This window comes from Arthrobacter sp. UYCu512 (assembly GCF_040547075.1).
GTDB lineage: Bacteria > Actinomycetota > Actinomycetes > Actinomycetales > Micrococcaceae > Arthrobacter.
The window spans coordinates 175,215-188,953 of sequence record NZ_JBEPPA010000006.1; the positions used below are offsets into that span (position 1 = coordinate 175,215).

A 13,739-nucleotide genomic window follows, 5' to 3' on the forward strand; every position below is an offset into this window, starting at 1 on the left:
GTTGCACTGATGTCCCTTATCCGCGCGCTTAGCAAGGAACTGCAGACACGCAGCGACGATTCGCTGCGTGCGTTGTTCGCCGCGCGGCCGGACCTTATCTCCCCCGGCGTGCCGGACTTTGCGGCCCTCGCGGCCCGCGCCAGCGGACGTGTCAGCGTACAGCGGGCCCTGGAGCGGCTCAACCGCCCGGAAATGCAGGTCCTCGAGACGTTGCACCTGTGCACAAATACGGACACCGGCCACAGCACCACGGCGCCGATGCTGAAGAAGCTCATCTATGGCTCCACCCTGGCCGCCCTTGAAAAGATCCTGCACTCACTCCAGGAACTGGCCCTCGTCCACCGCGCGGAACCGCCGCACGGCACCCCTCCGGTTGCCGGCGCGAAGCTGCGCTACTACCTGCCGGTGGGCAGCCTCAAGGACGTGATCGGAATCTACCCGGCCGGACTGGGCCGCAGCTACACCGAACTCGTGCGGCTTCAGCCCGCTTTCGCCCAGCGCGTGGTTCAGCTTGTCGGCGAGCTCCACCGCGACGGCGCCTCCATCTCCCCCGCGGCCACCCCGATGGAAGCTGCACTTTCGCTCCAGCACTGGACGGCCACTCCGGAGTGTCTCCGGCAGATCCTGCACGCCGCCCCGGAACGCACTGCGGCGCTGCTAGCCCGCTTCGGTAACTGGGCCATGGGCGCAGTTCCGCAAGCGCAACGGCGGGCGTCAGTGCTGCACGAGGCCGCCGGCGTCGGGCCGATTGACTGGCTCCTGGCCCGCGGACTGCTGGTCCCGTTGGACGCCGCGCATGTGGAACTCCCGCACAGCGTCGGGGTCGCCCTGCGTGGCGGCTACGTCATCGAGAAATTCGCGCTAGCCCCCCCGCTGCCGCGGTTGGGTTCCACCTCCGCCGCGCTGCGCCGGAACGCCGCCCTGGGCGCGATCGCCGAGACCCTGCGGCTGGTGGGTGAACTGCTGCACATCGTCCGCGAACAGCCACTGGTCACGCTGCGCAGCGGGGGCGTGGGCGTCCGGGAGCTCAAGCGGCTGGCGGATGCGCTGCGCACCGACATACACGACGCCGGGGTCCTGGCGGAGCTGTCCGCCCTGGCCGGCCTGATCCGGCTCGACGTGGATAGTTCCGCCTGGGTCCAGCCGGCGCAGCTGGAGTGGTTGACCCTTCCGCGGCAAGAGCAGTGGCTCTGGCTGGTCAACGCCTGGCTCGCCAGCGAACGTGCGCCCTCCCTTGTGGGCGAGCCCGTGAACGGCCAGACGGCAGTGCCGGCCGTACACCGCGGTATGGCCGGCGGCACCGTCAACGCGCTCTCGGCCGAGGCCCAGCGCCCGGACGCCCCGGTGATCCGGAAGAGGATCCTGGAAATCATGGCGGAACTGACCCACGAGGCCGCTGTGGCGGACGGGAACGCCCCGGTCCTGGACGCCGCGGCAGTGTTGGAGCGGGCCGACTGGGCCCAGCCGCGGATGGCACGGCGTTTTAGCTCGCTGATCCGGGGGGTGCTGGCGGAGGCCGAAATGCTGGGCCTCATCGGCTCGGGCGCACTGAGCCAGATCGGGACGGCCATCGCGGCCGAACAGCCCGAGGAGGCGCTGGGGATCCTGGGCGAACACCTGCCGGCCGCCTTAAACCACGTCCTGCTCCAGGCCGACCTCACCGCAGTGGCCCCCGGCTACCTCGCACCGGAGCTGACCGGCAAGCTCCTCACAATGGCCGATGCCGAGGGCCAGGGGCCAGCCACGATCTACCGTTTCTCCGTCTCCTCGGTCCGGCGTGCCCTTGATTCGGGCCAAGACGCCCAGGCGCTCCTGGATTTCCTGGGCCTGCACTCGGCCACGGCGATCCCCCAACCACTGAAGTATCTGATCGAAGACACGGCCGCCCGGCACGCCAGGCTGCGGGTGGGCTCGGCTGCCAGCTTTATCCAGAGCGAGGACGAAACGGCCCTCCAGGAGCTGCTCAACGCTCCCGGTGCCGCCGGCCTGGGTTTGGTCAGGATTGCCCCCACAGTGCTGGTCTCGCACGCCGCGCCGCGGGAAACAGCTCAGCTGCTGCGGAACCTTGGGCTGTCGCCTGCGGTGGAGGAGGCGGGGCCCGGCGGAATCCGGCTGCGCCGCGCCACAGCTGCGCCCGGGATTGCGCGGCCCGTGTACAGCGCACCGCGCACCGCCCCCCCGGAGGCCGACGTCGACGCCCAGTTGGTGGTGCTTCGCCGCGAACGTCCCGCTGCGTCCACCCCCGGCGGCCCTGCTGCCGCAGCCCCCGGCAGCGAAGAAGCGACCCAGCTTGGCCTGGAGACCCTGCAGAAGGCGATCCGGCTCAAACAACGGGTGGTCATGAACGTCGTCGACGGGATGGGGAATGCGGTGCGCGAAACGGTTGTTCCGGTAGCCGTGGGCGGCGGACGGGTGCGGGTCTTCGATCCGGCACGGGAAACCGAACGTGTACTGTCCATCCACCGCATTATTGACGTCGAGGCCGCAGAGGAACTACTCCAGTGAATGACGGACCGCTGATCGTCCAGAGCGACAAAACGATCCTGCTCGAGGTGGACCACGAGCTTGCCACCGAGGCCCGCCACGCCATCGCCGCGTTCGCCGAGCTGGAACGTGCGCCCGAGCACATCCACAGCTACCGGCTCACGCCGCTGGGCCTCTGGAACGCCCGCGCGGCAGGCCTGGACGCCGAAAAAGTGCTGGACACCCTGCTGAAGTACTCCCGTTTCCCGGTTCCGCATTCCTTGTTGATCGACGTTGAAGAGACCATGTCGCGGTACGGCCGGCTGCGGCTGGAGAAAGACCCGCAGCACGGCCTCGTGATGCGCACCTCGGACTATCCGGTCCTGGAAGAGATCAGCCGTGCCAAGAAGATCGCCCCGCTGCTGGGCCCCAGGATCGATGGCGAGACTGTTGTGGTGCACTCCTCCCAGCGCGGGCAGCTGAAACAGCTGCTGCTCAAGATCGGCTGGCCGGCCGAGGATCTCGCAGGCTACGTCGATGGCACCCCGCACCCGATCTTGCTCAACGAAACCGGGTGGAAGCTGCGCCCGTACCAGCAGCTGGCGATGGAGAACTTCTGGGCCGGCGGCAGCGGCGTGGTCGTACTGCCGTGCGGAGCCGGCAAAACCCTCGTTGGTGCCGCTGCGATGGCCACCAGCTCCACCACGACGCTGATCCTGGTGACCAACACCGTCTCCGCCCGGCAGTGGAAGGACGAGCTGCTCAAGCGGACCTCCCTGACCGAGGAGGAGATCGGCGAGTACTCGGGCTCCGTCAAGGAAGTCCGCCCGGTCACAATCGCCACCTACCAGGTACTGACCACCAAACGCGGCGGGCTCTACTCCCATTTGGAACTCCTGGACGGCAACGACTGGGGGCTGATCATCTACGACGAGGTCCACCTGCTGCCGGCCCCGATCTTCCGGATGACAGCGGACCTGCAGGCTCGGCGCAGGCTCGGCCTCACCGCCACCCTGATCCGCGAGGACGGCCGGGAGGGCGAAGTCTTCAGCCTGATCGGCCCTAAGCGCTATGACGCGCCGTGGAAGGATATCGAGGCGCAGGGGTACATCGCACCGGCCGACTGCGTGGAGGTTCGGATCGACCTGCCGCGGGACGAACGCGTAGCCTACGCGATGGCCGAGGAGGCGGATAAGTACCGGCTCTGCGCGACGTCCGAGTCCAAGACTGTGGTGGTGGAACGGCTCGTAGCGGAGCATGCCGGCGAGCAGTTGCTGGTGATCGGCCAGTACATCGACCAGTTGGATGAGATCGGCGAGCGCCTGCAGGCACCGGTGATCAAGGGTGACACGTCCGTGAAGGAACGCCAGAAGCTCTTTGACGCTTTTCGGGCCGGCGAGGTGCAGACCCTTGTGGTGTCCAAGGTCGCCAATTTCTCCATCGACCTGCCGGAGGCTTCGGTGGCGATCCAGGTGTCGGGTTCCTTCGGTTCCCGGCAGGAGGAGGCCCAGCGACTTGGCCGGCTGCTGCGTCCCAAGAAGGACGGCCGCGCCGCACGCTTCTACTCCCTCGTGGCCCGGGACACCCTGGACCAGGAGTTCGCGGCCAAGCGCCAGCGCTTCCTCGCCGAGCAGGGCTATGCCTACCGGATCATGGACGCCAAGGACGTGGGCAGCAGCTCCGCCTCCGACTGATCCGGGTACCGCCCCGTGCCGGGGCGGTACCCGGGCCCGGGCTATCGGGTGTACGTAGACCCGTCCCGTTCCAGGGCGCCGGTACGCGGGTCCCGCTGGGGACGCTGGTAGGCGAACTCGCCGCCGCTGCGGCCGCCGAAGGGGCGCCCGTGATCAGCAAATTCTTCCCGGAAGAACGCCAGACACCACTGACCCATTTGGAGGCGGGCGCCGGTGCGCAGCACCGAGGAAGATCCCGGACCGAAGCTTCCGGTGACTTTGCCGTGCCGGACCAGGACGTATTCGTCCTGGTCATTGTGGACTATTTCCGCATGCACGCCGTCGAGTCCGGGAAGCTGCAGTTCGGCGGATTCGTCACTGCCGATGCGCACCCGGTCCGCAGCAAGGCTAAATACCCGGGGTACCTGGCCGTTCCAGGCCTGCGCGTCCTGCACAAAGATCAGCCGGGGCTGTCCGCCGCCGCGCGTGTAGTGGGTGGTGGTAATGCGGCGGGCAATCCTGCGCTTGACGGTCGGCAGCAGCGGGAACAGGGTCCCGGGGGGAAGCAGCGAAAACTTGCGGGCCGGCGCACGCCGGCCCCGTTTCAGCAGCGGCGCCAGTGCTCCCAGCTTTCCCAGCTTGATGTGGGGTGACCTGGTGATCACACGCTGCGACGCTGGCACGTCGAGGGCTCCGAGGCTGATGATTCTGCCCTGGGGCCCCTCGACAATCACCGTCAGGCCCTGCTCTGACAACGTTTTGGCCAACGGCCTGATGTCGCCGAGCGAGGGCATCCGCTGCGACAGGAGGGCATCCATGCCGTCCAGGGCGACAACCACTTCGCTGCCGGCCGCCGTCACCGATCCGCGAGCCTGTTCCCCGGTTGCGTCCTGGAGGGAAAAGTCCAGATTGATGTCGGCCCGGAAGCGCGGGGCCATGGTCAGCTCCTGTTCTCGTCGGAACCCAAAGCGTCCTTATCGCTGGTGGTCACTCGAAGGCTTCCGTTCAGCTTCCAGGTGGCTCGCGGCGCGTCCGGGCCGATGTCGCGGGGAACTTCGATGGACATATCAATGAAGTTGTAGTTGATGGCAGCGCCTTTGCCGGTCAGATACGACCACATCTCCTCGGCTAGATCCGCCCAGTCGCGGATACTCCGGTCCGCAGGTCCGGCGCTGTCCAATGGGTTGCTCTCAGTCGTCACTTTGTGTCCTCTTCATTGAGTACCGCCCAAGCCGCCGCGGCAGAGTGTTTTCGATAAGGTCACTCTACTGTCGGTGCCCTTACAGGGGAATGGTATTGCCCAGCGGACTGACACTCTGACCGTGTCCGCGCCTGCCGCCGGCGGCCCCCGTACACACTCAACACACATTCATCATTCAGAAAACTCCCAGATTCTGGGAGGATCATGGGAACCATGAAAAAGAACGGTCCCGAAGCCAAGCTGCTCGTCGTCGATGATGAACCAAACATCCGCGAGCTGCTCTCTACCTCGCTGCGCTTTGCCGGCTTTGAAGTCGTCTCGGCGTCCAACGGCCGCGAGGCCCTGGCGGCCGCGGAACTCCATGCCCCGGACCTGGCGGTCCTGGACGTGATGCTGCCCGATATGGACGGCTTTACCGTCACCAGGCGGCTACGCGCGGCAGGAAAGCACTTTCCCGTCCTTTTTCTGACCGCCAAGGACGACACCGAAGACAAGGTCATGGGGCTGACGGTGGGCGGCGACGACTATGTCACCAAACCGTTCAGCCTCGACGAGGTCGTGGCACGGATCCGTGCTGTTCTTCGCCGCACGCAGCCCCTGCAGGATGACGATGCGGTGATCCGCGTCGACGACCTGGAGCTCGACGACGACGCCCACGAAGTCCGCCGCGGCGGGACGGTGATCGAGTTGTCCCCCACCGAATTCAAGCTCCTGCGGTACCTCATGCTCAACCCCAACCGGGTGCTGTCCAAGGCCCAGATCCTGGACCACGTTTGGGAATACGACTTCAACGGAGACGCCTCGATCGTTGAGTCTTACATCTCCTACCTGCGCCGCAAGGTGGACATCGATCCCGACGCGCCGGCCCTCATCCAGACCAAACGGGGTGTGGGCTACGTGCTGCGGACGGCCGAGAAGCGCTGACCTTGTTGCTCGACCGTTGGAAGTCGGCATCGCTGAGGTCACAGCTGGTCGCCATCATGACCGCCCTGATGCTGGTGGCCCTCACTGCCACCGGCGCAGGAACCCTGACCCTGCTGCACAGCTACCTCCAGGGGCAGGTCGATGACAAGCTCCGGGCCGCCGTCGCCTCGGTCCGGCAGCAACAGTCCTTTAGCCAGCTGCAGGACCAGAACCAGAACATCCCTACCGACTACTCGCTGATGCTGTTCGCGCCGGGACAGAAGCCTGTGCCGTTCGGCGGAGACAAGGAAATACACCCGGAAATCACCGGTATCAGCCCCGCAGATGTTGTCGGTCTCCAGCAGGTCCCGTTCCAGGTCCGCGGAACGGACGGGCACAACTGGCGGGTGGTCGCCCTCAACGTCGTCGACGGCAACGAGCGAACCTCCGTCGTTGTTATCGGCCTGCCCTTGTGGCCGGTCGATTCCGTGATGGAACACGCGGTGCTGGTGGTCGTCGGCGTCGGGCTGCTGACCCTTATCCTGGCCTTTTTCATCGCCACGTGGAGCATCTCCCGGTCCTTCCGGCCGCTGGCCCGGGTCGAAAAAACGGCTGCAGCCATTGCGGCCGGCGATCTCTCCCGGCGTGTCGACGTCGACACGCCCCACACTGAGGTGGGCCGGCTCGGCACCTCCCTTAACGCCATGCTGGCCCACATTGAAACTGCCTTCGCCGACCGGATGGCCTCGGAAGCAAAGATGCGCCGCTTCGCCGCCGACGCCTCCCATGAACTGCGCACCCCCCTCGTAACGATCCGCGGCTTCTCCGAGCTGTACCGGCAAGGCGCCCTCGCCACACCGGCGGACGTGGCGACGGCTATGGGACGAATCGAAAGCGAAGCCAAGCGGATGGGGTCCATGGTGGAGGACCTGCTGCTGCTCGCCAGGATCGACGAGCAGCGCCCGTTGCAGCAGAAGCCTGCCGATCTGCTGCTGATCGCCAATGACTCCGTTGTTGACACCCAGGCGAGCGACCGCGGACGCACCATCTCACTGGCCGGGCTCGAGGGCCGTCCGCCGGCACCGGCGCCGGTCATCGGCGACGAGGCTAAATTGCGGCAGGTCGTGGGGAATCTGGTGGGCAACGCCCTGCGCTACACGCCCGAGGGAACGCCGATCGAACTTGCCGTCGGCGTACTGACCGCCGCTGACGGCAGCCGGCAGTCCGTGATCGAGGTCCGCGACCACGGCCCGGGGGTTCCCGACGAGGAAGCCGCGAGGATCTTTGAGCGGTTTTACCGGGCGGACACTTCCCGAACGCGGGAGACCGGTGGCAGCGGCCTGGGACTGGCTATTGTCGCGGCCATTGTCGGCTCGCATGCCGGCACGGTCAGGGCCGCGAAGACCGACGGCGGCGGGGCAACCCTGGTGGTCAGCCTGCCGTATCTGGACGGGGTGGCGGCGGACGACGGTTCGGCCGACCGCACGGTCGCCGGTGAAACGGCCTCCTCCGGTGGCGGTTCCGGGAACTAGGCTTTTCGCGATCGTTGCGGCCTTATCCACATAAGCGGGCCACCCGCTTCCGGGGACCTGATGGATTTCCTAGGCTCGGGGTGACCGGATATCCCGGAGCATCCACTGCAGAGAGGTCATCCCATGAGCATTATCTCCGTCGATACTGAACTCCTCGAGCTCAAGTCGGCAACCGTCAAAGCCACGGTCGACCGGATCAGCGCCGACGTACAGGCAATGAAAAGCGGGCTCGATGAGCTGCAGGCTACCTGGCGCGGCGCGGCGGCCACCAACTTCCAGGTCTTGGTGTCCGAGTGGACCCTCACGCAGGGAAAAGTCGAGGCGTCGCTGGCCTCCATCAACCTGGCACTGAACTCCGCCGCAGCGAGCTACGCCCAAGCCGAGCTGAACAACACCCAACGTTTCAGTTGACCGGCCGTGCCCGTCAGAGCGGGCTTCAGCCCCTTGCGCGGGTTCAGGCTTCGGGAGTGCCCTGGTGGAAGCGCAGACGCCATTGCGCCCCGTCCTGGACCCACAGGGAGCTGCGCAGGGCTGCTGCGGCCCGGGTGTGGCTGCGGTACGTCAACAGGACTGTGTGCTCTCCCACCCGGTCTGCTCCCAGTACCTCCATCTCGACGGCGCCATCGGGGCGCTCTTGGAGGGACATCATCACGGCGTCCCGCGTCCAGATCCGGCCCGAGCTGCCAATCTCCGTGTAGTCCGGGTGCAGCAGCACTCCCGTGCGTCCGACGTCGGCGCGTGTGTCCGGGCGCAGCAACTCGCGTTCGAGTGCCTCGACGATCGCTTCCGGGCTCGCGTCAATGCCGGGTGCGGGCATTGCGTCCCCGTCGAGCTCGCTGAAGAGGTCCGGTTCGTCAAAAACGGACGCCTCAGCGAGAATCCGCTGCTGGCGGGCCGCCGCCGATTGGGGCACCGTCCGCCCGGTTGTGGGCGGCGCTGCGGCTGCGGTGTTCTCGGAACCGAACCCGGGACCCTGACGGACTGCAACACCCTGCTGGTAGGCCGTCGCAGCGGCCCGGGCCCGGTCATCCGCCGCCTCGTTAAGATCATGCCCGGCGTGGCCGCGCACCCATTCGAAGGTGTACTTGCGGCCCACCAGGGCCTGGTCAATTTCCTTGAGCAACTCCACATTCATCACCGCCTTGCCGTCGGCTTTGCGCCAGCCCTTGCGCTTCCATCCTGGCATCCACTTGGTGACGGAATTGATGACGTACTGGCTGTCGCAGAGGATGTGCAGATCCTCGCCGGACAGATGCGCGGTCGAGCGCACCAGGTCCAGCACTGCCATAAGCTCGCCCATGTTGTTGGTGCCGTGCGGCCATCCCCCGGCCCGCCAGCAGTCATCGTCCACGTACCAGGCCCACCCGGCCGGGCCGGGATTTCCTAAAGCCGAACCGTCGGCTGCTGCTGTAATTGTCACTGCACCATCCTGCCAGACCCGCACCGGCGTCGGCGCCCCCGCAGGGGTGGTTGGGCACTTACGCCGACGGCGGCCCCGCCCGAAGGAGGGACCGCCGTCGTGCTACGCACATTTCAGGGCCGAGGTTCCGGCCCCGGCAGTCGGTTGGTTAGAAACCGCCCATGCCGCCCATGCCGCCCATGTCGTCGCCGCCACCCATGGCCGGAGCGTTCTTCTCCGGCTTGTCGGCCACAACGGCCTCGGTGGTGAGGAACAGGCCGGCAATGGATGCCGCGTTCTGCAGTGCAGAGCGGGTGACCTTGACCGGGTCGTTGATGCCGGCAGCCAGCAGGTCGACGTATTCGCCGGTTGCAGCGTTCAGGCCGTGGCCTGCGGGCAGGCCGCGGACCTTGTCGACCACAACGCCGGGCTCGAGGCCGGCGTTGAAGGCGATCTGCTTCAGCGGAGCGTCGATGGCAACGCGGACGATGTTCGCGCCGGTTGCTTCGTCACCCGTGAGGTTCAGGTTGGCGAAAGCCTTGAGGCCGGCCTGGATCAGGGCAACACCACCGCCGGCGACGATGCCCTCTTCAACAGCAGCCTTCGCGTTGCGGACAGCGTCTTCGATGCGGTGCTTGCGTTCCTTGAGCTCGACCTCGGTTGCGGCACCGGCCTTGATGACTGCAACGCCGCCGGCCAGCTTGGCCAGCCGCTCCTGCAGCTTCTCGCGGTCGTAGTCCGAATCGGAGTTCTCGATCTCGGAACGGATCTGGGAGACGCGGCCGGCGATCTGGTCGGCGTCGCCTGCCCCCTCGACGATGGTGGTCTCGTCCTTGGTCACAGTGACCTTGCGGGCGCGGCCCAGGAGTTCGAGTCCGGCGGTCTCAAGCTTGAGGCCGACTTCCTCGGAGATGACCTGGCCGCCGGTGAGGATGGCGATATCGGCAAGCTGCGCCTTGCGGCGGTCACCGAAGCCCGGAGCCTTGACGGCAACGGACTTGAAGGTGCCACGGATCTTGTTGACGATCAGGGTGGCCAGGGCCTCGCCCTCGATGTCTTCGGCAATGATCAGCAGCGGCTTGGAGGACTGCATGACCTTTTCGAGGACAGCAACCAGTTCCTTGACGTTGGAGATCTTGGAGTTGACGATCAGGATGTAGGGATCCTCGAGGACCGTTTCCTGGCGCTCAGCGTCGGTGACGAAGTAAGCGGAGATGTAGCCCTTATCAAAGCGCATGCCTTCGGTGAGCTCCAGCTCCAGGCCGAAGGTGTTCGACTCCTCGACGGTGATGACACCTTCCTTGCCGACCTTATCCAGGGCCTCGGCAATCAGGGCGCCAATCTCGTTGTCACCGGCAGAGATGGACGCGGTGGCGGCAATCTCTTCCTTGGTTTCGATTTCCTTGGCGGAGGCCAGGAGCTCGCGGGTGACGGCTTCAACAGCCTTTTCGATGCCGCGCTTGAGGGACAGGGGATCAGCTCCGGCCGCGACGTTGCGCAGGCCTTCCTTGACCAGGGCCTGAGCCAGCACGGTAGCGGTGGTGGTTCCGTCGCCAGCGACGTCATCCGTCTTCTTGGCAACTTCCTTGACCAGCTCGGCGCCGATCTTTTCGTAAGGATCGTCCAGCTCGATCTCCTTGGCGATGGAAACACCATCGTTGGTGATCGTGGGGGCGCCCCACTTCTTTTCGAGGACGACGTTGCGTCCACGCGGGCCGAGGGTGACCTTGACGGCGTCGGCGAGGATGTTCAGGCCCCGCTCAAGGCCGCGGCGTGCCTCTTCATCAAATGCAATGATCTTGGCCATAACGGCAGTAGTCCTTTCGGGACAGTCGTTAAGAATGAACCTATGCTGCGGTGCCCGCGACGGACGATCCTTGCCCGGCGGCCTCTGTATGCCGCCAGGCCAGGGATCTCACCCCAACCAGGTATTTCTCTCGCTCCCGGCCCGGCTGCCTCAACTCCGCAGCCGGGCGAACCGGGCGTCGTTTTAGCAGTCAATGCGCAGGAGTGCTAACTCAATAATTAGCACTCCCCCGGGGAGAGTGCAAGCAGTAGGCTCGCCGAAAAGCTGCTGTCGGCCAACTGGCACCGTTCCGCAACGACGCAATACGCTACGGGCGATCACTTCCCGCTGCTGCCCGCCGTTTCGCTGCCGCTCATGGTTGCCGTGTTGTCCGGTCCGTAGGTGTAGAGAACGTAGTTTGCGGAGCTGACGTCACCGTGGGCATCGAAAGTGATCCGCCCGGATTGGCCGTCGTAGTCGGGACGCTTGCCGGCCCGCAGCGTGTCAAGGCATTCCTGGTAGCTCTTGCACACGTCGGCCGCGCCCGAAGGCCCGGTGCCGCCGGACGTGCCGGCGCTGCCGCCTGAGACCGCCACGAGACCGGCCGCGATGGAGGTGCCGGCGTCATCCTGCGCCGCTGCGGCGGCGATGGCGGCGAGGTTCACGGCGTCGTAAGCCTCCGCGGCAAACGCCATGTCCTTCAGCCCGGGATCCACGGAGACCAGCTCGCCCTGGAATTTTGCGGAGGCGAAAGTTCCCGGCAGGATCCCGCGGGCACCGTCGAGGGCGCTGGAGCCGAGTCCTGGACCGTACTGGTTGACAGCCCCGTCGGCGAGGATGAGCTTCTTTCCGGCAACTCCGGCGTTGTTCAGCTCGGCGATGGCGCCTTGGGCGGCTGCGCGCGAAATCAGCACGACGGCATCTGGATCCGCGGCCTTGACGGCAGCCGCCGCCTGCTGCGCCTGTCCCGGGGCGAACCCGACGACGGCGGCGGTCCCGAGGCCGGACGCCTTGGCCGCGGCTGCCACGGCGTTGGCTACGTCCTTTCCGTAGCTGCCTTCTTCGTACACCACGCCGATGGTTGCGGCGCCACCGTCCTTGGCGAGCTTAACGAGGACGGGTGCCTGTGCGATGTCGGCCGCCGAAGTCCGGAAATAGAAGCCCTTACTTGGATAACTGCTGAGGCCGCTGGCGGAATTTGCTGGTGAAATCACGGCAATCCTGGCAGCGGACAGGACATCGATGGCGGCCGGCGCCCTGCTGGAATCCGTTGGACCGATAACTACGTCGGCTTTGGCGGCCACCAGCGCCTTGGCCTGCGCTGCCGTGTCACCACTGATTGTTGCCGGCAGCAGTTCCACCGGTTTGCCCTTGTGCCCGCCGGCGGCATTGATCTCCCTGACGGCCAGTTGCGCCGCCGCCTGTTGGGGGGCGTTAAGGAAATTCTGCGCCCCGGTATTGTCCAGGATCAACCCGATGCGCAGGGTGCCGTCACCGCTCGCTTCTGCCGGTTCAACGCGGGCGCCCCCGGCCGGGCCCAGGCAGGCGGTGGTGGTCAACGCGGCCACAGCAGCCACCACGGCCGCTCGTCCCAGCCGCAGCGTGGCCAGCCGGCGGGCGACAGTGCCGGCGTCGGCCCGTCGAGCGGACACGTCGTGGCCTGGGCCGCTGGACGCCTGCGGTGCGGTGTCCGTCACGGGGCGGGCCTGACGCTTTCGGCCTGCGGGCCCTTCTCGCCCTCGCCGACTTCGAGCTCCACACGCTGGCCCTCCGCCAGGGAACGTTGGCCGTCCCCCGCAACGGCAGACCAGTGCACAAAGACGTCTGCGCCGGAGCTGTCTACGGTGATAAAGCCGTAGCCCTTTTCGGCGTTAAACCACTTGACGGTTCCCAATGCCATGGTGTCCACACTTTCAGTTGCCCAGCGGGCGCCCCAGCATCCGCCGGGCCGCGGAGTGCTAAAAACTAAGTCCGCAAGTACTGTACCCGCAGCTTTATGCTGCCGCGCAGCCCGGAGGCGTCGCTGCCGGTCAATAGTTATTTAGGCGTAATCGGAACAGCTATCTAAGGCGCAATCGGACCGGGTTACGCGAATCCGGGCGCCAGGACAACAACGAGTGGCAGCTGGAATTCGGCGGAATCCACCACGCTCGGGATGCCCAGGAGTTGGCCAAGGGCCTCGGCATTGTCCTTCTGCCCGACCCCGTTGTAGAAGACCACCGAGCGCTGCTGCGGCAATCCGCCCCAGTTTCCGAGCGCGCCGACAGTCCAGCCGGCGGTGGAAACGGTTCCGCCCACCCGGTTCGCCAGCCCTGCCGTGGCGGTGCCGTTGAAGATGGCCACGGGCTGGGTTTTGTCGATGGCTGCGGCCGGGGTGGTGGCTGCGGGAGTCGCAGCCGGCGACTCGCTGGCCGGCGGGCTGGAAGGGGCTTCGCTGGAGGCAGCAGTGGCGGCAGGGACGGCAGATGCAGCGGCGCTGCTGCCGCTCTGCCCGACTGCTGCCTGCGTGCTGTCGGCAGCGGAGGAGAAGCCGGTCTTCGGCAGAAAAATGAACGCGACGAGGCCAATGGCCAAGGCCGCGGCGCCGGCGCCCAGGATCGGGCCCAGGCGGCGGCGGTGGCGTGATTCGGCGACCGTCCGGTGGACACCTTGGCGTGCGGAGGTCTCCGGGACCCGATCGAATTCATCCCGAGCGTATTTGGTCATGGTAGAACGATGTCCTTGCTGATTTCTGACGATCCGGCCGCGCTTGCTGGCGCGCAGCAATGTGCGCATCCGGCAG

12 protein-coding genes are annotated in these 13,739 nt (G+C 66.4%); 5 read left to right on the top strand and 7 right to left on the bottom strand.

Features of this window, described 5'->3' with window-relative positions; all coding sequences use genetic code 11:
- The first annotated feature begins 9 nt into the window (after positions 1 to 9).
- Both ABIB49_RS08315 and ABIB49_RS08320 read left to right on the top strand, forming a co-directional pair.
- A complete protein-coding gene (locus ABIB49_RS08315) occupies positions 10 to 2,505 on the top strand; it encodes a helicase-associated domain-containing protein (RefSeq protein ID WP_354156934.1) in 2,496 nt (831 codons plus the stop codon).
- Positions 2,502 to 4,157: a DNA repair helicase XPB gene (locus tag ABIB49_RS08320; RefSeq protein WP_226776380.1), complete on the top strand. Its 1,656-nt coding sequence runs from the start codon at positions 2,502 to 2,504 to the stop codon at positions 4,155 to 4,157. The genes ABIB49_RS08315 and ABIB49_RS08320 overlap by 4 nt, the downstream gene beginning before the upstream one ends.
- Positions 4,158 to 4,198: 41 nt before the next feature.
- On the opposite strand, the gene ABIB49_RS08325 is transcribed toward ABIB49_RS08320, so the two are convergent.
- Complete coding sequence (locus ABIB49_RS08325) at positions 4,199 to 5,074, bottom strand: FHA domain-containing protein (protein WP_226776379.1); 876 nt, start codon at positions 5,072 to 5,074, stop codon at positions 4,199 to 4,201.
- A gap of 2 nt (positions 5,075 to 5,076) precedes the next feature.
- Entirely contained in the window at positions 5,077 to 5,337 is a 261-nt protein-coding gene (locus ABIB49_RS08330; protein ID WP_226776378.1) for a hypothetical protein, read from the bottom strand.
- A 213-nt stretch (positions 5,338 to 5,550) separates the two neighbouring features.
- Here ABIB49_RS08330 and ABIB49_RS08335 point away from each other — a divergent pair, with 213 nt between their 5' ends.
- The 3 genes from ABIB49_RS08335 to ABIB49_RS08345 all read left to right on the top strand — a co-directional run bounded on the left by ABIB49_RS08335 (position 5,551) and on the right by ABIB49_RS08345 (position 8,183).
- Positions 5,551 to 6,261, top strand: a complete 711-nt coding sequence (locus ABIB49_RS08335; protein WP_226776377.1) for a response regulator transcription factor — start codon at positions 5,551 to 5,553, stop codon at positions 6,259 to 6,261.
- 5 nt (positions 6,262 to 6,266) lie between these two features.
- Positions 6,267 to 7,772, top strand: coding sequence for a sensor histidine kinase (locus ABIB49_RS08340; RefSeq protein WP_354156948.1), 1,506 nt, complete (start codon positions 6,267 to 6,269; stop codon positions 7,770 to 7,772).
- A gap of 123 nt (positions 7,773 to 7,895) precedes the next feature.
- A complete protein-coding gene (locus ABIB49_RS08345) occupies positions 7,896 to 8,183 on the top strand; it encodes a WXG100 family type VII secretion target (RefSeq protein WP_226776376.1) in 288 nt (95 codons plus the stop codon).
- A 43-nt stretch (positions 8,184 to 8,226) separates the two neighbouring features.
- On the opposite strand, the gene ABIB49_RS08350 is transcribed toward ABIB49_RS08345, so the two are convergent.
- The 5 genes from ABIB49_RS08350 to ABIB49_RS08370 form a co-directional block, all read right to left on the bottom strand.
- A complete protein-coding gene (locus ABIB49_RS08350; RefSeq protein ID WP_354156935.1) occupies positions 8,227 to 9,192 on the bottom strand; it encodes an RNase H family protein in 966 nt (321 codons plus the stop codon).
- Positions 9,193 to 9,340: 148 nt separating this feature from the next.
- Positions 9,341 to 10,978 carry a chaperonin GroEL gene (groL, locus tag ABIB49_RS08355; RefSeq protein WP_226776374.1) on the bottom strand — a complete coding sequence of 546 codons (1,638 nt, stop codon included), beginning with the start codon at positions 10,976 to 10,978 and terminating at the stop codon, positions 9,341 to 9,343.
- Positions 10,979 to 11,295: 317 nt separating this feature from the next.
- Positions 11,296 to 12,654, bottom strand: coding sequence for an ABC transporter substrate-binding protein (locus ABIB49_RS08360; RefSeq protein WP_502913778.1), 1,359 nt, complete (start codon positions 12,652 to 12,654; stop codon positions 11,296 to 11,298).
- Positions 12,651 to 12,857 carry a cold-shock protein gene (locus ABIB49_RS08365; protein WP_226776373.1) on the bottom strand — a complete coding sequence of 69 codons (207 nt, stop codon included), beginning with the start codon at positions 12,855 to 12,857 and terminating at the stop codon, positions 12,651 to 12,653. Before ABIB49_RS08365 ends, ABIB49_RS08360 begins: the two co-directional genes overlap by 4 nt.
- Before the next feature lie 185 nt (positions 12,858 to 13,042).
- Positions 13,043 to 13,663: a LytR C-terminal domain-containing protein gene (locus ABIB49_RS08370; RefSeq protein ID WP_226776372.1), complete on the bottom strand. Its 621-nt coding sequence runs from the start codon at positions 13,661 to 13,663 to the stop codon at positions 13,043 to 13,045.
- Positions 13,664 to 13,739 lie beyond the last annotated feature (76 nt).